Origin of the sequence: Corynebacterium suranareeae, assembly GCF_002355155.1 — a bacterium.
In the GTDB taxonomy this organism is placed as follows: domain Bacteria; phylum Actinomycetota; class Actinomycetes; order Mycobacteriales; family Mycobacteriaceae; genus Corynebacterium; species Corynebacterium suranareeae.
Genome location: NZ_AP017369.1, coordinates 1655559 through 1680196, shown reverse-complemented (window position 1 = coordinate 1680196; position 24638 = coordinate 1655559). Strand labels below are relative to the sequence as shown.

22 protein-coding genes, 1 pseudogene and 1 riboswitch are annotated in these 24638 nt (G+C 52.4%); of the genes and pseudogenes, 16 read left to right on the top strand and 7 right to left on the bottom strand.

The features are described from left to right. The first annotated feature begins 142 nt into the window (after positions 1 to 142). The 9 genes from N24_RS07915 to N24_RS07875 all read left to right on the top strand — a co-directional run bounded on the left by N24_RS07915 (position 143) and on the right by N24_RS07875 (position 10773). Complete coding sequence (locus N24_RS07915; protein WP_096455856.1) at positions 143 to 1546, top strand: NAD(P)/FAD-dependent oxidoreductase; 1404 nt, start codon at positions 143 to 145, stop codon at positions 1544 to 1546. A gap of 800 nt (positions 1547 to 2346) precedes the next feature. Further along, a riboswitch (TPP riboswitch) is annotated at positions 2347 to 2456 on the top strand. After that, positions 2450 to 3256 carry a hydroxyethylthiazole kinase gene (thiM, locus tag N24_RS07910; protein ID WP_096455854.1) on the top strand — a complete coding sequence of 269 codons (807 nt, stop codon included), beginning with the start codon at positions 2450 to 2452 and terminating at the stop codon, positions 3254 to 3256. Its footprint overlaps the riboswitch before it by 7 nt. Before the next feature lie 7 nt (positions 3257 to 3263). Beyond that, positions 3264 to 5489 carry a bifunctional hydroxymethylpyrimidine kinase/phosphomethylpyrimidine kinase gene (locus N24_RS07905; RefSeq protein ID WP_096455852.1) on the top strand — a complete coding sequence of 742 codons (2226 nt, stop codon included), beginning with the start codon at positions 3264 to 3266 and terminating at the stop codon, positions 5487 to 5489. 199 nt (positions 5490 to 5688) lie between these two features. Beyond that, positions 5689 to 6348, top strand: coding sequence for an HAD family hydrolase (locus tag N24_RS07900; RefSeq protein ID WP_231910936.1), 660 nt, complete (start codon positions 5689 to 5691; stop codon positions 6346 to 6348). A gap of 40 nt (positions 6349 to 6388) precedes the next feature. Then, positions 6389 to 7426, top strand: coding sequence for a phosphate/phosphite/phosphonate ABC transporter substrate-binding protein (gene phnD, locus N24_RS07895; RefSeq protein WP_096455848.1), 1038 nt, complete (start codon positions 6389 to 6391; stop codon positions 7424 to 7426). A 33-nt stretch (positions 7427 to 7459) separates the two neighbouring features. Further along, on the top strand, positions 7460 to 8272 hold the full coding sequence (gene phnC, locus N24_RS07890) for a phosphonate ABC transporter ATP-binding protein (protein WP_096455846.1): 813 nt from the start codon (positions 7460 to 7462) through the stop codon (positions 8270 to 8272). Continuing rightward, on the top strand, positions 8269 to 9075 hold the full coding sequence (gene phnE, locus N24_RS07885) for a phosphonate ABC transporter, permease protein PhnE (RefSeq protein ID WP_096455844.1): 807 nt from the start codon (positions 8269 to 8271) through the stop codon (positions 9073 to 9075). Before phnC ends, phnE (N24_RS07885) begins: the two co-directional genes overlap by 4 nt. Continuing rightward, positions 9072 to 9920: a phosphonate ABC transporter, permease protein PhnE gene (phnE, locus tag N24_RS07880; protein WP_096455842.1), complete on the top strand. Its 849-nt coding sequence runs from the start codon at positions 9072 to 9074 to the stop codon at positions 9918 to 9920. Before phnE (N24_RS07885) ends, phnE (N24_RS07880) begins: the two co-directional genes overlap by 4 nt. Further along, a complete protein-coding gene (locus N24_RS07875) occupies positions 9898 to 10773 on the top strand; it encodes a MurR/RpiR family transcriptional regulator (RefSeq protein WP_096455840.1) in 876 nt (291 codons plus the stop codon). The genes phnE (N24_RS07880) and N24_RS07875 overlap by 23 nt, the downstream gene beginning before the upstream one ends. Positions 10774 to 10776: 3 nt before the next feature. Here N24_RS07875 and N24_RS07870 read toward each other — a convergent pair whose 3' ends face one another. The 4 genes and pseudogenes from N24_RS07870 to N24_RS07855 all read right to left on the bottom strand — a co-directional run bounded on the left by N24_RS07870 (position 10777) and on the right by N24_RS07855 (position 13349). Continuing rightward, entirely contained in the window at positions 10777 to 11520 is a 744-nt protein-coding gene (locus tag N24_RS07870) for an ABC transporter permease (protein ID WP_096455838.1), read from the bottom strand. Beyond that, positions 11517 to 12256: pseudogene (locus tag N24_RS07865) on the bottom strand (ABC transporter ATP-binding protein). Before N24_RS07865 ends, N24_RS07870 begins: the two are co-directional and overlap by 4 nt. Positions 12257 to 12282: 26 nt before the next feature. Then, complete coding sequence (locus N24_RS07860; protein ID WP_096455836.1) at positions 12283 to 12867, bottom strand: class I SAM-dependent methyltransferase; 585 nt, start codon at positions 12865 to 12867, stop codon at positions 12283 to 12285. 17 nt (positions 12868 to 12884) lie between these two features. Beyond that, the gene (locus N24_RS07855) at positions 12885 to 13349 is read right to left on the bottom strand and encodes a PaaI family thioesterase (RefSeq protein ID WP_096455834.1); all 465 of its coding nucleotides are present in this window, start codon (positions 13347 to 13349) and stop codon (positions 12885 to 12887) included. Positions 13350 to 13500: 151 nt separating this feature from the next. On the opposite strand from N24_RS07855, the gene gndA reads away from it, so the two are divergent. The 7 genes from gndA (at position 13501) to N24_RS07820 (ending at position 21999) form a co-directional block, all read left to right on the top strand. Further along, on the top strand, positions 13501 to 14955 hold the full coding sequence (gene gndA / locus N24_RS07850) for an NADP-dependent phosphogluconate dehydrogenase (RefSeq protein ID WP_096455832.1): 1455 nt from the start codon (positions 13501 to 13503) through the stop codon (positions 14953 to 14955). Positions 14956 to 15111: 156 nt separating this feature from the next. Continuing rightward, entirely contained in the window at positions 15112 to 16458 is a 1347-nt protein-coding gene (locus N24_RS07845) for a DEAD/DEAH box helicase (RefSeq protein ID WP_096455830.1), read from the top strand. A gap of 63 nt (positions 16459 to 16521) precedes the next feature. Then, on the top strand, positions 16522 to 17904 hold the full coding sequence (locus N24_RS07840; RefSeq protein ID WP_096455828.1) for a hemolysin family protein: 1383 nt from the start codon (positions 16522 to 16524) through the stop codon (positions 17902 to 17904). Then, complete coding sequence (locus tag N24_RS07835) at positions 17901 to 18965, top strand: hemolysin family protein (RefSeq protein WP_096455826.1); 1065 nt, start codon at positions 17901 to 17903, stop codon at positions 18963 to 18965. Before N24_RS07840 ends, N24_RS07835 begins: the two co-directional genes overlap by 4 nt. A gap of 56 nt (positions 18966 to 19021) precedes the next feature. Then, positions 19022 to 19870, top strand: a complete 849-nt coding sequence (locus tag N24_RS07830; protein WP_167382172.1) for a 3-methyladenine DNA glycosylase — start codon at positions 19022 to 19024, stop codon at positions 19868 to 19870. A 119-nt stretch (positions 19871 to 19989) separates the two neighbouring features. After that, complete coding sequence (locus tag N24_RS07825; protein ID WP_096459945.1) at positions 19990 to 21372, top strand: hypothetical protein; 1383 nt, start codon at positions 19990 to 19992, stop codon at positions 21370 to 21372. A gap of 117 nt (positions 21373 to 21489) precedes the next feature. Beyond that, positions 21490 to 21999, top strand: a complete 510-nt coding sequence (locus N24_RS07820; protein ID WP_096455822.1) for a DUF1707 SHOCT-like domain-containing protein — start codon at positions 21490 to 21492, stop codon at positions 21997 to 21999. Between the two features lie 435 nt (positions 22000 to 22434). On the opposite strand, the gene N24_RS07815 is transcribed toward N24_RS07820, so the two are convergent. The 3 genes from N24_RS07815 to ftsR form a co-directional block, all read right to left on the bottom strand. Further along, on the bottom strand, positions 22435 to 23010 hold the full coding sequence (locus N24_RS07815; protein ID WP_096455820.1) for a MerR family transcriptional regulator: 576 nt from the start codon (positions 23008 to 23010) through the stop codon (positions 22435 to 22437). Between the two features lie 190 nt (positions 23011 to 23200). Further along, on the bottom strand, positions 23201 to 23809 hold the full coding sequence (locus tag N24_RS07810; protein WP_096455818.1) for a bifunctional nuclease family protein: 609 nt from the start codon (positions 23807 to 23809) through the stop codon (positions 23201 to 23203). Positions 23810 to 23817: 8 nt separating this feature from the next. Further along, entirely contained in the window at positions 23818 to 24579 is a 762-nt protein-coding gene (ftsR, locus tag N24_RS07805) for a transcriptional regulator FtsR (protein WP_096455816.1), read from the bottom strand. Positions 24580 to 24638: the final 59 nt, after the last annotated feature.

The following is a 24638-nucleotide window of genomic DNA, read 5'->3' as shown; positions in this document are numbered from 1 at the left end:
GACCCGATCCTGTTTGTTTCTGTAGGAAGTACTATTGTTTAACGCGTACACGTGCTTAACACGACAACGCTTAAACGGCTGCACGCCTTTCACTGCAGACCGCACAAGCTTTAAGATCCACGATCAGGAGACTTTGACAAATATGTCAGTTAACCCAACCCGCCCCGAAGGCGGCCGTCACCACGTCGTCGTCATCGGCTCCGGTTTTGGTGGCCTTTTTGCTGCTAAAAACCTGGCCAAGGCAGACGTCGATGTCACTCTGATTGACCGCACAAATCACCACCTCTTCCAGCCACTGCTGTACCAAGTAGCAACTGGCATCTTGTCCTCTGGTGAAATTGCACCTTCAACCCGACAGATCCTGGGCTCCCAGGAAAACGTCAACGTCATCAAGGGTGAGGTCACCGACATCAATGTCGAGTCCCAGACCGTGACCGCTACCCTCGGTGAGTTCACCCGCGTCTTCGAGTATGACTCCCTGGTTGTTGGTGCTGGTGCAGGCCAATCCTACTTTGGTAACGATCACTTCGCTGAGTTCGCTCCAGGCATGAAGTCCATCGATGATGCTCTAGAGCTGCGCGCTCGTATCATTGGCGCTTTCGAGCGTGCTGAGATCTGTGAAGATCCTGCTGAGCGTGAGCGTCTGCTCACCTTCGTTGTTGTTGGTGCTGGTCCAACCGGCGTTGAGCTTGCAGGTCAGTTGGCTGAAATGGCACACCGCACCCTTGCTGGTGAGTACAAGAACTTCAACACCAACTCCGCAAAGATCATCTTGCTTGATGGTGCACCACAGGTTCTTCCTCCATTCGGTAAGCGTCTCGGCCGTAACGCTCAGCGCACCCTGGAAAAGATCGGTGTTAACGTTCGCCTGAACGCAATGGTCACCAACGTGGATGCCACCTCGGTTACCTACAAGACCAAAGACGGCGAAGAGCACACCATTGAGTCCTTCTGCAAGATTTGGTCCGCTGGTGTGGCTGCTTCCCCACTGGGCAAGCTCATTGCAGAGCAAACCGGCGTTGAGACTGACCGCGCAGGTCGCGTGATGGTCAACGATGACCTGTCTGTGGGCGAGCACAAGAACGTCTTCGTTGTTGGTGACATGATGAACTACAACAACCTCCCTGGTGTTGCTCAGGTAGCAATCCAGAGTGGTGAGTATGTTGCAGAGCAGATCGCAGCTGAGGTCGAAGGCCGCTCCAACACTGAGCGCGAAGCTTTCGATTACTTCGATAAGGGCTCCATGGCAACCATTTCCCGCTTTTCCGCTGTGGTGAAGATGGGCAAGGTTGAGGTCACCGGTTTCATCGGATGGATCCTGTGGTTGGCTGTTCACATCATGTTCCTCGTGGGCTTCCGCAACCGTTTCGTTTCCGGCATCAGCTGGGGACTTAACGCTATGTCCCGTAAGCGTTGGAACCTGGCCACCACTCGCCAGCAGCTTCACTCCCGTACTGCCATGCTTAAGTACGCACACGAGCTGGAAGAGGCCGCTGCAGATCTCCCAATCGAGCTGCGCGACAACCAGCGTTTCGGCGGAAAGTAAGTCTACTTTTCTGTAGTAAGCAACGAGCGTGACTTCCTTAACGGGGAGTCACGCTTTTGTTGTAGAAGGCGATCTTTTAGGTGCCCATACGCGAAACTGTGCGCTCATCATTTCGGTGTTTGTTAGAAAGACGTGAAATCCGATCCCGACGTGAGCCAGATTAGTGCTGAAATAGCTGTATGCCCCGGTGTGGATTTTGATGTTCGTGCACTTGGCGGCATGAGACGGCGTGAGACCAAACACAGAGACCCAGAAATCACGTTTTCGACGTTTGTGGGTCTCCTGGTTTGGCGTATCGCTCTCATTACCAAACACAGAGACCCAACATTTAAGTTTTTGCAGATTCTGGGTCTCCTGATTTGGTCGCACTCACATTTTGGTGCGACACCTGAAAAGTCATACCTCCCCAGAAGCGCTTCTAACGGGTTTTCAGGGCTTCATGCACACCATAGTTCATCTGAAAAACTCGAAGCCTTAAACAAGCGATAAACGCTAACGCGCATTGGTCTGGTTTGCCGAGTTAACCCAAGTCCGGTTTATATCGGCCGCATCATTTCGGTGCGCGTGAGGAAATGTGAAACCTGAAGGTGTGCTGATCAAGAACTCACCACAAACAGGACATCACCCCTTTAATTCGAACAAAACTTTGCATTTAACGGATGGTTACATGCAACAATCCACCACAATCCATCGGAAATCTCAAGTTTGTAGTGAATATTCAAACACATTGTCGCTTATGAGTTACCCGCCGGCCCCTCCGCCCCTGTGGAAAAGTACACACGTCCACTTTGCTAGGCTGATTAGCAGGCACGGGGTGCCGTTGCTGGATTTTAATTTCCAGAGGCTGAGAAAACACCCGTTGAACCTGCTCTAGCTCGTACTAGCGAAGGGATGGCCTTTAAAGTGGCTAACTCATTTTTGGATTCTTTAACTCTTGTTCGACAAAACACTCCTCTTGTTCAGTGTTTAACCAACTCTGTGGTCATGCAGGTCACCGCGAATGTATTGCTTGCTGCGGGAGCTACCCCTGCGATGGTTGATACTCCAGCTGAATCAGCAGAATTCGCCGCGATCGCAAACGGAGTGCTCATTAATGCAGGTACTCCCTCTACTGAGCAGTACCAAGGAATGACCAATGCCATTGAGGGCGCACTAAAAGCTGGGACACCGTGGGTGCTGGATCCCGTTGCTGTGGGTGGATTGTCGGAGAGGACTAAGTATGCGGAGGGAATCGTCGATAAGCAGCCAGCCGCAATTCGTGGAAACGCGTCAGAAATCGTGGCGCTTGCCGGTCTGGGTGCTGGTGGGCGCGGCGTAGACGCGACCGATTCGGTGGAAGCAGCGCTGCATGCGGCGCATCAGTTGGCCAATCGCACCGGTGGTGTTGTGGCGGTTTCTGGGGAGCAGGACCTTATTGTTTCTGGTGACCGGGTGACATGGTTGCGCTCTGGGGATCCCATGTTGCAGCTGGTGATTGGCACGGGTTGTTCGTTGGGCGCTTTAACGGCCGCCTATTTGGGTGCTGTGGTAGGTTCATCGATTTCAGAGCATGATGCTGTGTTGGCGGCACACGCCCACATTGGAGCAGCTGGCCAGATCGCTGCGCAGAAAGCCACAGCACCAGGAAGTTTCGCGGTTGCGTTTATTGATGCCTTGTATGAGGTCGATGCGCAGACCGTGGCTTCGTTGATTGATGTGCGTGAGGCTTAAGATTTCCGTGACTGATTTTTCTTTATACCTTGTGACAGATCCGCATCTTGGTGGTGGGCCGGATAACGTTGCCGGAATCGTGGACGCCGCGATTTCAGGCGGGGTATCCGTGGTGCAATTGCGTGATAAAAACTCCCCTAAACAAGATGTTCGTGCAGCAGCTGTGGAGCTAAAAGAAATCTGTGACGCCCGCGGGGTATCGCTTGTGGTTAATGATTACCTTGATATTGCGGTTGAGCTGGGGCTTCATCTGCACATTGGCCAAGGCGATACACCTTATATTCAGGCACGAAGGCAGCTTCCCGCCAATCTTGAGTTGGGGTTGAGCATTGAAAACTTAGATCAGCTGCGCACGGTGATTGCGCAATGTGCAGCCGCTGATGTGGCATTGCCCGATGTGATTGGCATCGGTCCCGTGACTTCTACAGCTACCAAACCAGATGCGGCACCAGCACTCGGTGTTGAAGGCATCGCGGAGATCTCAACCCTGGCGAAAGCTCACGGCATTGCGTCTGTTGCCATTGGAGGCGTGGGGCTGGACAATGCTGCTGAACTTGCAGGTACTGACATTGACGGCCTATGTGTGGTGTCTGAAATTATGACCGCTGCAGATCCTGCAGTTGCCGCTTCCCAATTACTAACTGCTTTCCAAGGAGCTTTTGTGGACGTCCCCTCTACCCCACGCGTGCTATCTATTGCAGGCACTGACCCCACAGGCGGTGCAGGCATTCAAGCTGACCTGAAATCTATTGCCGCAGGTGGTGGATATGGCATGTGTGTGGTCACCTCGTTGGTTGCCCAAAATACTCACGGCGTCAACACAATCCATACTCCTCCCTTGACTTTCTTGGAAGAACAACTTGATGCAGTCTTTTCCGATGTCACGGTCGACGCCATCAAGCTCGGCATGTTGGGTTCTGCTGACACGGTAGATCTGGTGGCACATTGGTTGGGCTCCCGTGAGCACGGCCCGGTGGTGCTTGATCCGGTGATGATCGCAACCAGCGGTGACCGGTTGCTTGATGCCAGTGCTGAAGAATCTTTGCGTCGCCTGGCTGCCCACGTGGATGTTGTTACCCCAAACATCCCAGAGCTCGCCGTATTGTGCGATAGCCAGCCGGCCACAACGATGGATCAGGCAATTGCTCAGGCTCAAGCATTTGCTGCTGAGCATGACACCATCGTTATCGTCAAGGGTGGGCATTTGACTGGCGCTTTGGCAGATAACGCAGTCGTTCGCCCAGATGGCTCGGTATTCCAGGTGGAAAACTTGCGCGTCAACACCACCAATTCCCACGGCACCGGATGTTCCCTGTCCGCTGCTCTTGCCACCCGAATTGCCACCGGTGAGAGCGTTGAAAAAGCCCTTGAGTGGTCCACACGCTGGCTTAATGAAGCCCTGCGCCACGCCGACCAGCTCCACGTCGGCACGGGAAACGGACCAGTCGATCACGGGCACCTCACTCGCCGCATGCTCTCAGCTGCTGAGACCACTCCCTGGGATCACCTTTTAGCGCCGCGCCTAGATGGGCAAACAGCAACGAGTTTCGTTGCCCCATCGACGGTTAAAAGCCCAGCTCCACGCATCGAACCTGCCGGGCCATTCACGCGCGCGCTGTGGGAAGCAAGCGGCGATATCATCGCGGGCATCAACAGTTCAGACTTCATCACCATGCTTGGCGACGGCACCCTCCGGCGCCCAGAGTTCGATTTCTACATTGACCAAGATGCACAATATCTTGCCCAATACTCCAGAGCGTTGGCCCGATTATCCTCGATCGCTCCCGATGCGCAGGCACAAATCGAATGGGCACAAAGCGCTGCGGAGTGTTTAGTTGTTGAAGCTGAACTCCATCGCTCTTACATGGCAGGAGCCACAGTATCCGCGCCATCGCATATCACCATGGCCTACACCGACTTCCTCATCGCGCGCACCTACACAGAAGATTATGTGTGCGGTGTTGCTGCAGTACTGCCCTGCTACTGGCTTTACGCGGAAATCGGGTTGATGCTAGCTGAACAAAACCACGAAGATCACCCCTACAAGGACTGGCTTGACACCTACTCCAGCGAAGAATTTATCAATGGAACCCGTGCTGCCATTGCCCGGTTAGAAAAGGCCTTAGAAAATGCGGGTTCTGAACAACGCGTCGATGCCGCTCGAGCATTCTTGAGCGCTTCAGTTCATGAACGTGAATTCTTTGATCAAGCCACCAGACACGGTTGGATTTAACTGAACTGGGCTACCCGCGCGCCGGGCCATCTCCGTCAATTAGGAGGTGGCCCGGCGCGCTTTTGCAGCTGTGGGGTCGGGCTGGGGCAAGTGTTCATGTAGGTGTCATTGATCGTTCACTCAAGGTTGGACGTTGTGTTCATCAAATACTTTTATGATGAACGCATCGTCCATTTCTTCCCGATCCAAGGATCTTTTTGTGACACCCAGTATTGTTTTTGATTTCGATGGCACGCTTGCCATTGGTCATGGCCCTGTCCTTGCATATGCATTGTGTGTTGCACCGGAGGGTTCCAAGGACTTTCTGGAGCGTGTGCGCAGGGAGCTTCGACGCTATGACGATGGTCAGAGTATTTACCGTGATGGGTATGACATTGTGGCTAAGTTGGCGTCGGAATTAGGGATTGATGATGGCACGATGTCGATCGCTTATGGCGAGAGCCGGAAGTTGCTTGGCTCGGATTTAGCGCCTGTTGAGCATGTGCGGGGCATTAAGGATATTTTGTCCTCGTTGAAAGGTCATGCTCGGTTGGTTTTAGCTACCAATGCCCCGGAAAATGGCGTGCATGATGTGCTGCGTCAGTGGGGTGTTGCTGATTTATTTGATCAGTTGCATTTTGTGGTGGGTAAGCCTGCAGGGTTGATTTCGATCATTTCTGATTTGCAGCTTGATGGTCCGGTGCTTGCGGTGGGCGATATTTATGAATTCGATCTGAGTCCTGCAGCGCAGTTAGGTGCAGATACGGCTCTGGTTGGAGCTACAGCAACCATTTCTGAAGCGAAGGTCTCCATGCGTGGGGATTCTATCGCTGATCTCCCTCTCCTTGCCTGGGTTTCTTCCCGGGTCTCCTCTTCTTAACTTTCTTGTCTCATGTCGCTGAAAGGTTTTTAAAGATCTCATGTTCAAGCTCTCTAAGCTATCCAAGTCCATGCGTGTTGCTGTTTCTACGCTTGCGATCTCTACCCTTGCTCTAGTTGGTTGTTCTTCTTCCGATGAGTCTTCTTCCTCTTCTTCGGATGCTGCAAGCCAGTGGCCTGAGTCCATTACTTTGTCTCTTGTTCCTTCCACGGAGGGTGAGGATTTGGCTGAGGCGTTGGCTCCTTTGACTGATTACCTGTCTGAGAACTTAGGTATTGAGGTCAATGGTGTGGTGGCGTCTGATTACGCTGCAACCGTTGAGGCTTTGGGTGCTGATCAGGCTCAGGTGATCATCACTGATGCGGGTTCCCTGTATAACGCGATTGAGCAGTACGATGCGCAGCTAATTCTGCGTGATGTGCGTTTCGGTGCCACCTCGTACTCTGCTGTTGCGTACACCAACAATCCTGATAAGTACTGCGACGATGCTCCAGTGGCTGCGTCCTATGCTGCTTCCGATGTTGACATGCTCTACTGCAACGGAATTGAACCTGAAGGGCAAGCGGCATCAGGTAATGGCCCAGCAGCCCTTGATGCGCTGGAAAAGATCGAGTCCGGTGACAAGGTAGCGCTGCAGGCTGCAACGTCTCCTGCGGGCTACCAATACCCAATGGTTGCTATGCAGGATCTGGGCATGGACACCGATGCTGCGTTTGTTCAGGTACCCGTTGAAGGTAACAACAACGCTGTGCTGTCTGTCCTCAACGGTGACGCTGAAGTGTCCTTCGGTTTCTGGGATGCGCGTTCCACCGTGCTGTCTGAGGCTCCTCACGCAGCGGAAGATGTTGTGGCGTTTGCCTACACCGAGATGATCCCAAATGGAGGGGTCGCAGCATCGAAGTCCCTGCCATCCGACCTGGTGGAAAAGCTCACCGAGTTGATGGATGAATATGCAGATTCCTCTGAAGAAGCCAAGGATGTCATGTTCGACATGGTTGGTCTGTCTGACTGGACTGCTGATACCGCCCAGGATGAAATCACTCGTTACGGCGAGATACTGAAGAAGTTCTCCAACTAGTTTCCCTGTTTCCAACAATCAAGGTGTGCGCATATGAATTCTGATGCTTCGGCTACCACCACGGCCAACTCTTGGGCCATCGACTTCGACCACGTGTCGGTGACGTATCCCAATGGGACGAAAGCCCTCGATGATGTCTCACTCACCATCAATCCTGGTGAGATGGTGGCCATCGTGGGTCTATCAGGATCGGGTAAATCCACGTTGATTCGCACGATTAATGGTCTTGTCCAAGCCACGGAAGGTACCGTGACGGTGGGGCCGCATCAGATCAACACCTTGAAGGGGAAAGCGCTGCGTGATGCCCGTGGGCAGATCGGCATGATTTTCCAGGGGTTCAACCTCTCGGAACGCAGCAGTGTGTTCCAGAATGTTTTGGTGGGCCGCTTCGCGCACACAGCGTGGTGGCGTAACCTCCTCGGACTTCCCACTGAGCACGACAAGCAGATTGCTTTTCACGCGTTGGAGTCCGTGGGCATTTTGGACAAAGTATGGACCCGAGCTGGTGCTTTGTCCGGTGGACAGAAACAGCGCGTTGCAATTGCGCGTGCCTTATCGCAAGATCCTTCTGTCATGCTGGCAGATGAGCCTGTAGCAAGCCTTGATCCGCCTACCGCGCATTCTGTGATGCGCGACCTGGAGAACATCAACAACGTGGAAGGCCTCACCGTGTTGGTGAACTTGCACTTGATTGATTTGGCTCGTCAATACACTACGAGGGTTGTGGGTTTGCGTGCCGGCAAGCTTGTCTATGACGGTCCTATCTCTGAGGCCACTGATAAAGACTTTGAAGCTATCTATGGTCGCCCCATTCAAGCTAAAGACCTGCTGGGAGATCGCGCATGACCACGCCTTCTTCTCCACTGGTGCCGCAGAAGCCTCGGGCGGGGGTAAAAGACTATCTCATCATCGCTTCCATCATTGCCTTCACGGTGGCTACAGCAACCCCAGCGCTAGGTGGCATTGAGCTTGATTTTGCTTCCATTGCTGCGAATTGGCGCAACGGTGCCAACAAACTCCTGCAAATGCTGCAGCCTAATTTCGCGTTCTTGCCGCGCACGTGGCTTCCCATGTTAGAAACCCTGCAGATGGCGCTTGTCGGCGCCGTCTTGTCTGCTCTCATATCTGTGCCGTTGACGTTGTGGGCAGCACAGGCCACCAACACCAGTGCCATTGGTCGGGGCATTATCCGCACCATCATCAACGTGGTGCGCTCCGTCCCCGACTTGGTGTATGCCACAATCTTGGTCGCCATGGTCGGTGTCGGCGCATTACCCGGCATTTTGACACTGTTCCTGTTCAACCTGGGCATCGTGGTCAAGCTCGTCTCGGAAGCAATTGACTCCACTGATCACCCTTACATGGAAGCAGGACGCGCGGCAGGTGGCTCACAATTCCACATCAACCGAGTCTCCGCACTTCCTGAAGTCATGCCGCTCTTTGCTAACCAATGGCTCTACACCCTAGAGCTCAATGTTCGTATCTCCGCAATCCTCGGCATTGTGGGCGCAGGCGGCATCGGCAGGCTGCTTGATGAACGCCGAGCTTTCTATGCCTACGCGGATGTTTCCGTGATCATTTTAGAAATCCTCCTCGTGGTGATTGTCATTGAGGTAATCTCCAACGCACTTCGAAAGAGGCTCGTATGAGCACCTTAACCTCTCACCGCATAGTGCCAGCCCCTAGCTCTCCCCCGGCGCGCCCTAACAAACTGGCGCGCAATATCGTGGCGTTCATCGCTGCGCTGATTGTTCTCATTGCTACCGGCACGCTGAAGATCGAGTGGAATGAGCTTCCGCAGATGCCCGCGCAGGTGTGGCATTACTTAGAGCTGATGTTTAGCGATCCCGATTGGTCAAAGTTTTCTCGCGCCGTCCAGGAGATGTGGCGTTCCATCGCCATGGCGTGGTTGGGTGCCATTTTATGCGTGGTGGTCTCTGTACCTCTGGGCATGTTGGCTGCCCGCGGAGTGGGGACGTATTGGTTGCGCACCATCTTGCGATTCGTATTCGCGGTAATCCGTGCGTTCCCCGAGGTGGTTATCGCAATTATTTTGCTAACAGTCACCGGTCTTACTCCTTTTACTGGTGCGCTGGCATTGGGCATCTCCGGTATTGGGCAGCAGGCAAAGTGGACCTATGAAGCCATTGAGTCCACTCCCACCGGCCCCTCAGAGGCGGTGCGGGCAGCGGGTGGAACTACGCCGGAGGTTCTGCGGTGGGCGTTGTGGCCACAGGTTGCGCCATCCATTGCATCTTTTGCCCTGTATCGCTTTGAGATCAACATCCGTACCTCTGCGGTATTGGGCATCGTTGGTGCAGGTGGTATCGGTAGTATGCTTGCCAATTACACCAATTACAGGCAGTGGGACACCGTGGGCATGCTGCTCATCGTCGTGGTTGTCGCAACGATGATCGTCGATCTCATCTCCGGCACCATCCGCCGCCGTATCATGAAGGGGGCTAGTGACCGTGTCGTGGCACCAAGCAACTGACGCTCCACCAAGCATCCGCATCACCACGCTTGCGCCATCGCTGCAGCCAAATCAGCGCAAAGTGGCCGAAGCAATGCTTGTCGACGCCCCCAGCATCGTTGAACTCACCGCTCAGGGTCTTGCAGACCGCGTGGGCGTGGGGCGTGCAACCGTGATCCGCACCGCGCAGTCCTTAGGCTACGACGGATTTCCGCAACTTCGCGTCGCCCTGGCGCAGGAACTGGCGCTGACGCAGGGCGCGTCGAAAAGCATGGTTGAAAAAGCGTTAAGCTCCACGTTGCTCGGTGGTCTACAAGCCGGGATTTCGGATTTTCAGGCGTCTTTGAGCACAGTGTCTTCCGCGCTGACCGAGGAAGACCTACAACAGTGCATAAACGCATTGGACTCAGCGCGCCGGGTTCTTGTTGCATCCCATGGGCTTTCCGCTCCCTTGGGGTTGGATTTTTCCCAGCGTTTAAACTCAATGGGTCGATCTGCCGAAGTGCATTCTGATTCCATGTCGGAGCAGATCGTGGCCCGTCAGTTGGGTGAAGGTTCTGTGTGTTTTGCAATATCTGGTTCCGGTGCCAGTAAAACAACGCTTGCGACCATAAAGGCAGCGCGTGCTGGGGGTGCAACGATCATAGCGATGACCTGTTTTGCCCATTCTGCCATCGATGCTGCCGCCGATGTCTCGTTGATCGTTCCTCCGATGACAGCGTCATTTCAAGATGAGCTCACACGTACCTCCAGGGCGGCGTTGATGTTGGTGTCTGAACAACTCATCGAATTACTGATTACTCACCGTGGCCACGATGCAGCCCAAGCAAGGGCTACATCAATGTCAATGATTGGAACATCGCTACAAGAGTGATTTTTAACGGGTTTTGCGTGGCATCAATGGCCCAGCTATCAACAAGAAGGCTGCGGTAAATACAGCACAGATCACAATGTTGAAAACTACTTGTTGGCCGATCCCCGCTCGAGAGGCCTCTAGTGCTGCATGAACGGCATAAGACAGCGGGAGAACATTAGAAATCCAATGCAAGATATTGGGGAGCTCGTCCCTGGGGATCAGCAAACCGCATAAGAGGAACTGGGGCAAAATTAACACCGGAAGTGTTTGGATTGCTTGGAACTCACTGCTGGCAAACGCGGAACTAAGCAAGCCTAGCGATACTCCAATTGATCCTGTGATAGCTGCAATGAGTGTGGAGATCCACCACTGTGACTCGGTATGAACTCCTAGTAGGTATCTCAGGGTTAAAACCATCAGCAGTGATTGCACTATTGCCATGAGGCCGAAAGCAACCGCGTAGCCACCGATGAGATCGAGGCGACGGATGTTGGTGGTCCACAGCCTTTCTAGCGTGCCGTTGTTTCGTTCTCGTTGCATGGTTACTGACGTCATCAAAAACATGAGCAACAGTGGAAACACGGCAATCATCACGGTGGAGATCATCTCAAACAGTTGCGTTCCTGCAGGTGTAGAGGAATACATGTAGTACAGCAATGACATCAATATCACTGGCACGAACAAGATTAAGGCGATGGAACGCTTATCTGCCAGTAACTGTTTAAAAACGCGCCATGCGGTTGCGCCAAGACAAGAGATGTTCATTCGTCGGTCCCCTTGATTGCTGCCCGGAATGCATCTTCATAGCTATGTTCACTGGTGTCAGCTAACAATTGAGTCGGTGTCCCAGTCCAGATGACATGCCCGGCGCGTAACAAAATTAGGTTGTCACACCGTGAGGCTTCCTCCAGCACGTGGCTCGAGATTATTACTCCAGCACCGGTGTTCGCGATACGTCGAAATTCTTCCCACAGTTCTTGCCGGGTGTTGGGGTCTAAACGGTTGGCTCATCCATTACTAAAAGTTGTGGTGAGGTAATCAACGCACAGCCTAAAGAAGTTCGACTGCGTTGCCCACCGGAGAGTGTGTCAACACGCCTGTGGGCAAGGCCTGAAATATTTAAGACTTCCAGGATTTCTTCTGGTGCTCGTGTCTTAGATGGGCCTCCTGCAAGAGCGGCGAAGTACCTGAGATTATCCAACACAGTGAGGTCTTGGTAGACGCTGGCTTGTTGTGTCACATATCCGATGTTGCCCCGTAGTGAAGATGCGCCTGCAGGTTGTCCAAACACTTCAAGGGTGCCAGTATGTGTTTGAACTCCAACGATCGAGCGCATGAGGGTTGTTTTTCCACTACCGGATGGCCCCAACAAACCGGTGATTTCTCCGGTTTTCACCTCAAAATCTACGCCTTGTAAAATCGTGGTAGTTTTCCTTCGTGGAAAACCCGAAGAAACAGTGACGTTTAAGCCTTTGACCTGCACTGCCATCGAGGTGCCCATGCGTTAAAGTCTACGCCGGTAGTTGGCTATTTTTTACTGAACACCGCAACAAGGAATTCAGAGCCGTGGACAAATGGCTTGAGATCCCAGGATTCATAAGCATTTTCGAGCTCTAGGCCCACGCTGTCGGCAACGGTTAAGAAATCATCAAACAACCAGCCGCGTCCTGCACCGAAACCAATAACTGCTCGTCCATCGGAGGACAGGGCATCGTGGATGTGAGCAAGTGCAGGCTGTCGGCCATCTTCTGCCAAAAATCCCATCACATTGCCGGCAGAGACGATCAGATCAAAGTCAGATTCAGGTATAGGGTCTACTGATAGGTCTCCGACAACCCACCGTGCCTCAGGAAAGTCTTGTTTGGCGTAGTCAATCAAAATGGGATCAAGGTCCGTTCCCAAAACGTCGTGGCCTTGCTTGGACAGATAGCCGCCAATTCTGCCCTGTCCACAGCCAGCGTCTAGGATTTTGGCGCCACGGTCTGCCATTGCATCGATCAGGCGTGCTTCGCCGTAGATGTCATTGCCAGCAGCTGCCAGGTTCCTCCAGCGCTGTGCGTAGTTTTCTGAATGTGCTGGATTGTTAGCAGTAAGTTCTTTCCATGTGGTCATGGTGCCCAAGTATAGGTCTACTTGTTAAGCACCATGGTGCGTAATGTGGTGCGTGCGACCACGTCTCCGCGGTGGGTGCATTCGATTTGCCACAGGTGGGTGCGCCTGCCCAATTGGATCGGTGTTGCTTCTGCCACGATGACTCCTGCGGTGACCGAAGAAATAAAATCTGTGTTGTTGTTTACTCCCACAACTAATTTTCCGGGAGCAGCGATCATGCTGGCTACAGAACCAGTAGATTCTGCGATTGAGGCGTAGACGCCTCCGTTGACTAATCCCACAACTTGCAAGTGTTTGGATGCCACGTGGAGTTCACTAACCACATGCCCAGGTTCAATCGTGGTGTAGCGCAGGCCAAGGTGGCGGTCTAAACCATAATTGGCATTGTTGAGTGCTTCTAATTCCTCGGTTGTCAGTGCTCTGGTAGAAGCAAGTGCAGCAAGAGAGAGCAGATCCTGGGGTTGGTCATCGCGAGAAGTCATAATTAAATACTCTAGTCTTAGTCCATTTTGCTTCTTTCTCATCCCGTTTGCATGTGGTTTACCTGGGGAAATTCACCCCACCCCCAAATGGTCACACCTTTTAGGCATGTTTTGCTGACAGCGACCTACCCGGTCAAGTACGATCAATGACATGACTAATGGAGATAATCTCGCACAGATTGGCGTTGTAGGCCTGGCAGTAATGGGTTCAAACCTCGCCCGAAACTTCGCCCGCAACGGACACACTGTCGCTGTCTACAACCGCAGCACCGATAAAACTGACAAGCTCATCGCCGATCACGGTACTGAAGGCAACTTCATCCCTTCCGCAACTGTTGAAGAGTTTGTCGCATCCCTGGAAAAGCCACGCCGCGCCATCATCATGGTCCAAGCAGGCAACGCAACTGACGCAGTGATCAACCAACTTGCAGATGCCATGGATGAAGGCGACATCATCATCGACGGCGGTAACGCCCTCTACACCGACACCATTCGTCGTGAAAAAGAAATCTCCGCACGTGGCCTCCACTTCGTCGGTGCAGGCATCTCCGGTGGCGAGGAAGGTGCACTCAACGGACCATCCATCATGCCTGGTGGCCCAGCAAAGTCCTACGAGTCACTTGGACCACTGCTTGAATCCATCGCTGCAAACGTTGATGGCACCCCATGTGTCACCCACATCGGCCCAGATGGCGCTGGCCACTTTGTCAAGATGGTTCACAACGGCATCGAATACGCTGATATGCAGGTCATCGGCGAGGCTTACCACCTCCTTCGCTACGCAGCAGGCATGCAGCCAGCAGAAATCGCTGAAGTATTCAAGGAATGGAACGCAGGCGACTTAGATTCCTACCTCATTGAAATCACCGCAGAAGTTCTCTCCCAGGTTGATGCTGAAACAGGCAAGCCACTGATCGATGTCATCGTTGACGCTGCAGGTCAAAAAGGCACTGGTCGCTGGACCGTCAAGGCTGCCCTAGACCTAGGTATTGCCACCACCGGCATTGGCGAAGCTGTCTTTGCACGTGCACTTTCTGGCGCTACCAGCCAGCGCGCAGCAGCCAAGGGTAACCTCCCTGCCGGTGTACTTACCGACCTCGAGGCGCTCGGAGTAGATAAAGCACAGTTCGTCGAAGATGTTCGTCGCGCGCTGTACGCCTCCAAGCTGGTTGCATACGCACAGGGCTTTGATGAGATCAAGGCAGGTTCTGAGGAAAACAACTGGAACGTTGATCCTCGCGACCTAGCTACCATCTGGCGTGGCGGCTGCATCATTCGCGCGAAGTTCCTCAACCGCATCGTCGAGGCATACGATGCAAATGCAGAACTAGAGTCCCTCCTCCTTGATCCATACTTCAAGGGCGAGCTCACCGACCTTATTGATTCATGGCGCCGAGTGATTGTCACAGCCACCCAGCTTGGCCTTCCCATCCCAGTATTTGCTTCTTCCCTGTCCTACTACGACAGCCTGCGTGCAGAGCGTCTGCCAGCAGCACTTATCCAGGGACAGCGTGACTTCTTCGGAGCACACACCTACAAGCGCATCGACAAAGAAGGCACCTTCCACACCGAGTGGTCCGGCGACCGCAGCGAGGTTGAAGCCTAAAAGCCTCAACTAGGCATCTCACTAAACCCCTTGAGGATCGTTGTTCTTCAGGGGGTTTTCTCCTTGCCTAAACGAAGGCGCCGGAGGGTGGCGTCGAAAAGCAATAAAAGATCTCATGATCACTTTTTCACCTGCTACGACTAGAGTTAATAAACAATGACTACCTTTTTAGAACTCAAGCTTCCTGACGAGATCGTGCGTGAACTTCGTCGCCAGGGAATCACCGAAGCATTCCCCATCCAAGAAGCAGCTATCCCCGATGCATTGGCCGGCAAAGATGTCCTTGGCCGCGGACCAACCGGATCCGGAAAAACCTTCACCTTTGGGCTTCCCATGATCACCCGACTTGCACGTTCCGGCGCGTCCAAACCAGGTCGCCCACGTGGCCTCGTCTTGGTTCCAACCCGTGAACTCGCAGCTCAGGTACGGGAACGCCTTCAAGATCCTGCCCGAGTGATGGGACTTCGCATCCTTGAGGTTGTCGGTGGCGTAAGTATTAACCGCCATATTTCATCCCTTGCATCACCGGTGGATATTTTGGTGGCAACACCAGGTCGTGCCCAAGACTTGATCAACCAAAAGAAGCTTTCCCTGGCAGATATTTCCATTACTGCCTTGGATGAAGCTGATCAGATGGCAGATATGGGCTTTTTGCCTCAAGTGAAAAAGCTAATGGATCTCACCCCGAAAAATGGCCAACGTTTGCTCTTTTCGGCAACTCTCGATGGGGACGTCAGCAAACTTGTTGATCGCTATCTGCACGATCCTGTCACCCACTCCACCGCTCCTGTCCAAGCAGCTGTCGATACCATGGAACACTTCCGACTTTTGGTCGGTGGACGCGATCCCCGCAACGCCATCGTGTTAAGAATTGCTGCGCGTGAAGGCAAAACCATTTTGTTTATGCGCACCAAACACGGTGTTGACCGCCAGGTGAAAAAGCTACGCCGCGTGGGAGTTAATGCCGTAGGTATCCACGGAGACAAAGGTCAAAACACCCGCACGAACGCACTGGCAGGTTTTTCTGACGGTTCCATCCCAGTCTTAGTAGCCACCGATATCGCAGCCCGTGGCATCGACGTGGATGATGTCTCGTTGGTTGTCCACGTTGATCCCCCAGCAGAACACAAAGCATATTTGCACCGCGCCGGCCGTACTGCGCGTGCTGGAACTTCCGGTACAGTTGTCACATTGGTAATGGATGATCAAATCAAAGAAGTCCGTGACCTTTTCCACAAAGCCGGTGTGAAAGCCGCTGAGGTAAAAGTCAACGAAAACTCCGAAGAATTGGTTAAAATTACTGGTGCACGTCGCCCGTCAGGCAAAGCGCTACCAGCACCTGGTCAGCAACAGCCGAAACGGGAACAAAAAAACACTCACAACCGTTCTGATTCCAAGGGTTCCAACCGGAATCCACGCAGGCGCGGACAAAGCGGATCTAAATCAACAGGCCGCTCCAACCCTCGGCGTCAGACTTCAAGGAAAGATGGTCCCAAGAGCTAAAACGCTTTTTGGTTAAAACTTTTTAAAGGTTCTACTCAAAAGGCACACGCTTAAACCCCGCTAATGGACATACTCATAAGCATCCTCTCACTGCTAGGCTTCGTGCTTCTTACCGCGAGCACCGGACTTTTCGTGGCCATTGAGTTCGCACTCACTGGACTAGAAAGATCCACAATAGAAACACATGTGAAGCAAAAGGGCGACAGCAGCGCCCGTGCGGTGCAGAGGGATCACCAAAATCTGTCATTCGTGCTCTCGGGTGCCCAACTAGGCATCACGATCACCACCTTGGCCACAGGCTTCCTCGCAGAGCCTGTCCTAGCTAAATTTTTCACGCCACTTCTAGAGCTAGTCGGTCTTAACGAATCAGCAAGCACAGCTGTAGCACTAATCATCGCTCTGCTTGTGGCCACAACCTTATCCATGGTGTTTGGTGAATTAGTGCCCAAAAACTGGGCTATCACCAACCCTTTGGGCGTGGCTCGGTTTGTTGTTCACCCAGTAAACTGGTTCAACACGGTTCTCAAGCCCTTTATTAACGGCATGAACAAGTCTGCAAACTTTATTGTCCGCAAACTTGGTATTGAACCTGCTGAAGAACTCGCCTCTGCCCGTTCTTCTCAAGAGCTCACCGCGTTGGTGCGTAGTTCGGCAGAAAGCGGTGGTTTAGATCAAAACACCGCAGCAGTGATCAACCGCTCACTTCAATTCGGAGATGCCACAGCAGATGAATTCATGACCCCTAGGTCAACCATCGAATCGTTGCGTGCCACCGACACCGTCAATGATCTCATTGCACTTGCCCTAGAAACTGGTCACTCCCGCTTCCCTGTCACCGAAGGTGATTTGGATGAAACCATCGGCATGGTCCACATCAAAGATGCCTTCTCTGTCGGCCAAGCAGATCGAGCCACCACTAAGGTGCGCGATCTAGCCCGAAAAATCCCTGTGGTACCGGCCAGCTTAGATGGCGACTCAGTGCTTAACGCTGTGCGATCTGCAGGCTCCCAAGTCATCTTGGTAGCTGATGAATACGGCGGCACCGCAGGCATGGTGACCATTGAAGATGTCGTGGAAGAAATACTGGGCGAAATCCACGATGAACACGATGATTCCGACGCCGAGCGTGATTTCCAACAATTCGGCGCCAGCTGGGAAGTCTCCGGTTTAGTGCGCATCGATGAATTGGAAGAACGCGTAGGATACATCTCTCCTGACGGCCCTTATGAAACTTTGGGCGGACTGATTATGTATGCAATGGGCGCCATTCCACGCGTTGGTGATGTCGCTTTACTACCGCTTACAGAAACCCCCAACATGGATGAATTTGAATCCGGATTCTCAGGCCGCTGGATTGCACGAGTTACCGTCATGGAAGATCGACGCATCGACAAAGCGGTGCTCACCCCGATCACCCATGACGAGGCAAAGGAGTACGAAAAGTGAGTATTTGGGCAGCAATCCTGCTAATTATTGTACTTCTTGCCGCTAACGCATTCTTCGTCGCTGCAGAGTTCGCACTGATCTCATCGCGCCGGGACCGCCTAGATTCACTGGTATCTCAAGGCAAAAAAGGTGCTGAGAGAGTCCTCTACGCCACAGAGCACCTTTCAATCATGCTGGCCGGAGCACAGTTCGGCATCACGGTGTGTTCCTTGCTGTTGGGTAAGGTCGCAGAACCGGCCATTGCTCACTTTATTGAGGTGCCTTTTACCTCCTGGGGCGTGCCAGTTGATTTGATCCACCCGATTTCCTTTGTCATCGCACTTGGCATAATCACGTGGTTGCACATTCTTTTCGGAGAAATGGTGCCAAAGAATATTGCTATTGCTGGTCCGGAAACGCTGGGCATGTGGCTTGCCCCTGTGCTGATTTTCTTCGTCAAAATTACCCGCCCGTTGATCGAGTTCATGAACTGGATCGCACGTCTGACCCTTCGCGCATTTGGCATTGAACAAAAAGATGAACTGGATTCCACCGTGGATCCAGAGCAGCTTGCCTCAATGATTTCTGAATCTCGTTCTGAAGGCTTGTTGGACGCAGAAGAACACGCACGCTTATCCAAGGCGCTGCGTTCTGAGCATCGCTCTGTCAAAGAACTCGTGATCAAAGATGAAGATGTCCGCTCTTTAGCTTTTGGTAAATCAGGTCCAACGCTTTATGAATTAGAAGAAGCCGTCCGCGAAACTGGTTTTTCCCGCTTCCCTGTGACCGGTCGCGATGGTTCCTATTTGGGCTATATCCACATCAAGGATATTTTGCCGCGGCTTGCAGATCCCACCATGGATCCTTCTGAAACCATTCCGCGTTCTGCACTGCGTCCTCTAAGCAACGTCGATGCCGATGGTCTCATGGATGATGTCTTGGATTTTATGCACCACCGCTCCGCACACATGGCTCAGGTTCGCCTCAAAGGTGAGCTTTTAGGTGTCATTACCTTGGAGGACCTCATTGAGGAATATGTCGGAACTGTCAACGATTGGACTCACGAAAGCTCCGACGACTAGAAATAGTAACTGTGTTGGACACTTTTAATCTCTGTGTGCTCAGTGAATCTGAGTGGATGGATAAAGCCCGCGCCCACCAAGCGCGGGCTGATCTATTCACAAAAGACCATGTGAAGCGTCGACAAGCACATATCAAGCACCCGGTCTTCGACTTCCTCTTTGAGTACTACCCCGTGCGCGTCGCGCACTTAAAAACCTGGCATCCAGGGCTTGGCGTACACCTTGAAGGCACGCCGCCGCATGCTGCCATGCGCGATTATTTGCTTGTCGACGCCTCCCTCCACCACACAGCCGGCGTCCAGGTTGATCTTGCCTCCTACATGCAACGACGTGGATCTTCGGTGCAGTATATCCATGACCTTTTGTCCGCAACCCGCGATAATCACGCGCAGTTTGATTGTTTTGGCCTGCACGAATGGGCAATGGTGTACAAATCTGACAATCTTCGCCATGACCTTCCGCTACGACTGAGCCCTGAAGAAACCAACCAGGTGGTAGAAACCCACAACATCAAATGCACCCACTTTGATGCGTACCGTTTCTTTACTACACCTGCGATTCCGTTAAACCTCACGGTGCTCACACGCGAAGATCAACCACAAAACGATCAATGCGGATGCCTGCATGCCACTATGGATTTATACAAATGGTCCATCAAATTAAGCCCGCTCGTCCCCGGTGAGCTATTGCTGGATGCCTTTGAACTTGCCCGTGATACCCGCATTTTAGACATGGAAGCATCTCCTTATGATGTTCGTGGTCATGGCTTTGGCTATGTCCCCATTGAAACCCCAGAAGGCAAAGCAGAATACGTCACTAGACAACGACAACTGTCGGAACGTGCAAAACCGATCCGTGACCGGCTTGTCTCCATTACTAAGCAGGCTCTACAGGCTAAAATCTAACAATTAGACTTGGGTCTTTTATCGTCGGAAGTAGCTAGAAAGCACAGCGAGGGAGAAACGTGGCACGCCATTCAAGTGGAAATTCAAACTTAAGGTTATCCAAATCGCTGACCACCGCGCTGGTTATCATTATTGCTCTCATCATCGCGTTAGTGGTGTGGCTGGTCAACCGATCTTCTGATGAAGATGTAGTGCCAACACCTTCTGCCTCGGAAGAATGCATTTCAGGGGACCTTAACCTTCCTGTGGGAGGCGATTCCGCCACAGCGGAAAAGCTCGTTGATGCCTACAATGAATCAGCCCCCACAAGCCGTGACTTCTGCGTCAACGCAGAAGCCGTTGGAGGTAACGTCCAAGCCGCTACCTATCTTTTTGCTGGTTCTCGTTCAGATGCAGCAACCGCACTTTCAGAAACTGGTGCGGTAGCTAGCGCTTCGGAGGATTCCTGGCCACAGGTCGCCTCTGCACAAGGAGGTGTAGCAGTAGCAGATGGCACAGATCCCAGTACGCTTAATCTCGACACAGTAGCTCTTCCAGTTGCTACCAACTCCGGAGCATCTGCAGCTGTGGCTCTAGCCATGGCTAATAGCCCCGAGGCAGCTGCCGCAGCATTGGCTCGTGATGCAGATGTCACAGCAACAGGTGCCTCAAACTCCCCTGCTTTTGCCACAGTTGAAGGCGCAGAACTTCCCGAAGGCTACACATTTGAAGCACTAGACGGCGCTGAAGTACCAGTTTGGGCAATCGCCACCAACGCAAATGATACCATCTCTGAAGATCAAGCTCGCGCTGCATCTGATTTTGGCAATTTCAACTTCGATAAAGGTGGGGCAGATAATGACGCGCTTGAAAGTGTCCTCACCCAAGCTGAAGAAACTGCTGCTGAAACTACCGAAGCACCACCCGTCGAAGCGGAACCCGCTTCCCCTTCAGATACGATCATCAACGTAGATACCTCCACCAACATGGACCGAGTTGTCGACGGCACCCAAGAGACCTACCACACTGTGGTATCCCGTTCGCTAGCAAATCTGGCCCGCGAAACCGGAAGCTTAGGCAACCAAGTTGCGCTAAACAATTACTCTTCCCCCCTCAACCCAGGCGTGACCAAGGGATGGCGTGCCAATGTCTCCTTCCCTGATGCATCGGGTGGAGAAAACGCAGCTGGAGCAATCGTTCGTCTTGGCACCGGCGGTGTCCCGTTGACTCGCGCGTCTGTTGTCGCAGCAACCCAAATCGCTAAAGAAGGCTCCCCCGATGGACAACCGATGCGCGTTGTTATCGTCACCTCTGGTTCTGCTGGTGAATATACCGACGAAGCTTTCCTCAACGATCTTGGTGCCGCATTCGCAGACAACATCTCACTACACGTCATTCACGTGGGCCACGATCCGATCGATACTGTGCTCAGTGATTTCGCCACGACCCACAACGGCAGCTCCACCCAAGCAACTACTGTTGAGCACATCGACGCAGCTCTCCGCGAGGCATTTGGTCTTTAAAACATCACGCTAGAAAACTCCCATTCTGTACAGTGCCCACTGCCAAAATGGGAGTTTTTCCTTTGCCTTTTGTTGTGTGCCAGAGGGCGAGCATACGCAGGCGCTTATACTGAAACTATGGACGGCAACCCCAACCAACGAATAGGCGACGTTGAGCGATCTCAAGCCCTAGACAAACTTGGGTTGTATTTTGCCGACGGCTACCTCGACATCGAAGAATTCGACACCCGAACCGGAGCTGCAGCAATCGCCCGCACTGCCGGTGATATCGATGTTTTATTCTCAGATCTACCAGAGCAGCCAAGTACCGCTATCACACCAGTTCACGATGATGCTGACAAAGAACTAGATCTAGTACTGCAGCGAGGAAAGAAACTCCAACGGATCGACTCAGCCATTTGGTCTGTGGTGATGGTCGCGTTCTTCCTCGGCTTGTTTGTTCTCCACGTTCCCTATTTCTGGGTTGTGTTCATCATCGGTGGCGCTGCCTCAGCGGGTGCACGTTTTCTACTCAAAGTAGATGATGCCGATGAAAAACTTTTTGAGGAACTCCACGAACAAGAGCAAAGCGAACGCGAAGCTCGTTTACGTATTGCAGCGAAGCGACGCCGGGAATTGGAACAATAACCCCAATGCGGTACGTCTAAAATGCAGGGATCGCTCCGTGGAACCAACTACCCACTTAAGCGTAAGTATGTGCGAATATCTACCACAAACCTAAGGATTCCTGCCATTTGTGGTGGATTTTTGCAACCAAACGTACCTGGTATGCAAATTTTTATTCGATTTTGTGGCCAGAACTCATGTTTGTGGTGAATTCTTGATCGGCAAACTTCCAGATTTCACACCTACCCCACTGGCCCCAAAATGATAAGCCTCCAGAATCGCGCGTAAGTACCCAAATAAGCCCAACCCATACAAACACTCATCCTGGATATTCCGACGCCTTAAATCGCCTTCTACAGCAATACAGCGTTACAGATCTATTCATATAGACAACAAAAACCCTTGCGCCCAATAGGTTCGGAGGGGCCTAGGACACAAGAGTTTTATGTTTAGCTTTTAGGAGGTGCGTCGGCTCCGGCGGGCTGCAAGCTCATCTTGAAAGTTGATGGTCTCTGCCTGAAATTCCTCATCAATACGCTCAGATGGGAAGGAAGAAATATCGCCAGTGAGTTCCTTCATAATGCCTGGAACTGCAATGCCGAATACGCCCTGGCCTCCACCAAGAAGATCGATGACCTCTTCATTGGAGCGGCATTCATACACGGTGGTGCCATCAGAGACCAGGGTGATTTCTGCGAGGTCATTGGTTCCCATATCGCGGAGTTTGTCTACCGCTAGACGAATGTTTTGCAGAGAAATTCCGGTATCGAGCAGGCGCTTGACGATCTTTAATACAAGAATGTCTTTGAAGGAGTACAGGCGTTGGGAGCCTGATCCGCGAGCACCACGAATTGTTGGTACGACAAGTTTGGTGCGTGCCCAGTAATCCAGCTGACGGTAAGTAATGCCGGCAACTTGGCAGGCGGTAGGTACTCGGTAGCCAACTTGTTCGTCGGGTCCGACCTCAAAAAGGGACTCTTGTACAGGGATGCCGTTGAAAACTTCTCCCTGGTAGTTTTTGTCTTCGTACACTGGTTTCTCCGATTTGTCAGCAACGATGTCAGTATCAATGTTTTATTCAAAACAACACCGTTGTTAATTCTAAGCATGCAACTTGCTTATAGTCTGGTCTCTACCCTAGACCACAGTCAAGCCCTAAGCATAAGACACGCCAAAAAACACCCCCAGTAAAACTAAATCTGAGGGTGTTATTAGTCACATTTTAGGAATTGTCTGGTCTGTCTTCCGGTGTTGCGCCGTTATCGGGTTCATCGGGAGCGCTGAAGAGATCGTCTTCTGATACTCCTAGGCTTTGCATCAGTTGCTGGAAATCAGCATCGGCTTGTGCATCACCAGATGCCGATACTTCTTCGTGGTTGCTGTCGGAATCACTGCGGTCGATGATAATGCCAAAGTATTCTTCCAGGTTCTCATCGTTGATAAAGAACGAGCTTTGCTGAAGTATTTCCTCATCAATAGAAATCGGAACTTCTAAAAGCTGGGATAACACGATGACGTCACTGGGCCTGGCATCAAATTGTTCACCTCCAGAGGTGGTGATCGCAGCGATAAAAACGCCTTCGAAATGGGAGACAATCTGTAGCGAGCTTACCCATGGGGTCAATCGTTGGAAGGCTTCTGCAAGCAATTCATGTGCGGTTGGCCGGGTGGGCTCAAAACCTGCCTGATATGCCTGGATTTTTATGGCGTCATCTGCGTCAATCCAGATGGGAAGGATTTTATTGCCTTCATTCCATCTAAAAAGCGCGCAGGTAAATCCGTCTGGTTCCATGGTGTGAACTCCATGGAATTCAAGTTCAACAAAACTCATTTTTTCTATCAGTATCCAAGCTGCTCACGAGTTGCGTTTTTCACCAATGAGGCATGCATTGATACAACTAGGGAGCACATTTGTTGTGCCATTTCTTCAGCCTGCTGGCGTGCCACATCACTTTTACCCTGGGCAATCGGGGTTGCTACCTGGGAGATAAGATCGGCTTGGCGGGCTGCTGCGTTTCCTAAGGACTTTAGTCGGCGCAGATCAAAGCCCATCGATTTTAGGTTGGCCGCGGTGCTGGCGATTGCTACGTCATCGTTGGTAAAAAACCCTGCAGCATCTGGCTTTATCAGGCGTGCGTTGACTAGATCAACGACTAATTCAACGTTAACGCCCGCTTTTTCTGCTACATCGGAGTCAGTAAGCCGTGTTATAGCAGGTGCCTGAAATTTTTCCGGGCTAACGAATGGTTCAGCAGATGCGCCACCAACGATTGCGGTGACCGAGCCATTGTCCATGGCTTCTAGCTGCTCGCGGATGACCTTTAAAGGAAGATAATTGTCGCGCTGAGTAACCAGGATGTAGCGCAGGCGTTCTACATCTGATTCAGTAAAACGCCGATAGCCGGAGGCTGTCCGCTCAGGAGTGATCAGCCCTTCCGATTCCAGGAAGCGAATTTTGGACACAGTGACATCGGGGAACTCTGCGTTCAAGCGTTCCAAAACCACGCCAATGGACATGGTTTTGGTGTGTTTCACCGGAACGGTTCTGGTGGCGGATTTGCCGATAGATCCGTTTGGGGCTGTTTTACGGAGTGCGCTCACGATGTTGCTGCTACCTGCTGTGATTTATAAGGGGCGGACAGGGGACTTTAAAAAGGCCT

Excerpts from the sequence above, each read along its gene's own strand:
- N24_RS07915 (WP_096455856.1), top strand. The coding sequence starts at position 143 with ATGTCAGTTAACCCAACCCGCCCCGAAGGCGGCCGTCACCACGTCGTC.
- phnD (WP_096455848.1), top strand. The coding sequence starts at position 6,389 with ATGTTCAAGCTCTCTAAGCTATCCAAGTCCATGCGTGTTGCTGTTTCT.
- phnC (WP_096455846.1), top strand. The coding sequence starts at position 7,460 with ATGAATTCTGATGCTTCGGCTACCACCACGGCCAACTCTTGGGCCATC.
- phnE (WP_096455844.1), top strand. The coding sequence starts at position 8,269 with ATGACCACGCCTTCTTCTCCACTGGTGCCGCAGAAGCCTCGGGCGGGG.
- phnE (WP_096455842.1), top strand. The coding sequence starts at position 9,072 with ATGAGCACCTTAACCTCTCACCGCATAGTGCCAGCCCCTAGCTCTCCC.
- N24_RS07870 (WP_096455838.1), bottom strand. The coding sequence starts at position 11,520 with ATGAACATCTCTTGTCTTGGCGCAACCGCATGGCGCGTTTTTAAACAG.
- N24_RS07860 (WP_096455836.1), bottom strand. The coding sequence starts at position 12,867 with ATGACCACATGGAAAGAACTTACTGCTAACAATCCAGCACATTCAGAA.
- N24_RS07855 (WP_096455834.1), bottom strand. The coding sequence starts at position 13,349 with ATGACTTCTCGCGATGACCAACCCCAGGATCTGCTCTCTCTTGCTGCA.
- gndA (WP_096455832.1), top strand. The coding sequence starts at position 13,501 with ATGACTAATGGAGATAATCTCGCACAGATTGGCGTTGTAGGCCTGGCA.
- N24_RS07845 (WP_096455830.1), top strand. The coding sequence starts at position 15,112 with ATGACTACCTTTTTAGAACTCAAGCTTCCTGACGAGATCGTGCGTGAA.
- N24_RS07840 (WP_096455828.1), top strand. The coding sequence starts at position 16,522 with ATGGACATACTCATAAGCATCCTCTCACTGCTAGGCTTCGTGCTTCTT.
- N24_RS07830 (WP_167382172.1), top strand. The coding sequence starts at position 19,022 with ATGGATAAAGCCCGCGCCCACCAAGCGCGGGCTGATCTATTCACAAAA.
- N24_RS07820 (WP_096455822.1), top strand. The coding sequence starts at position 21,490 with ATGGACGGCAACCCCAACCAACGAATAGGCGACGTTGAGCGATCTCAA.
- N24_RS07810 (WP_096455818.1), bottom strand. The coding sequence starts at position 23,809 with ATGAGTTTTGTTGAACTTGAATTCCATGGAGTTCACACCATGGAACCA.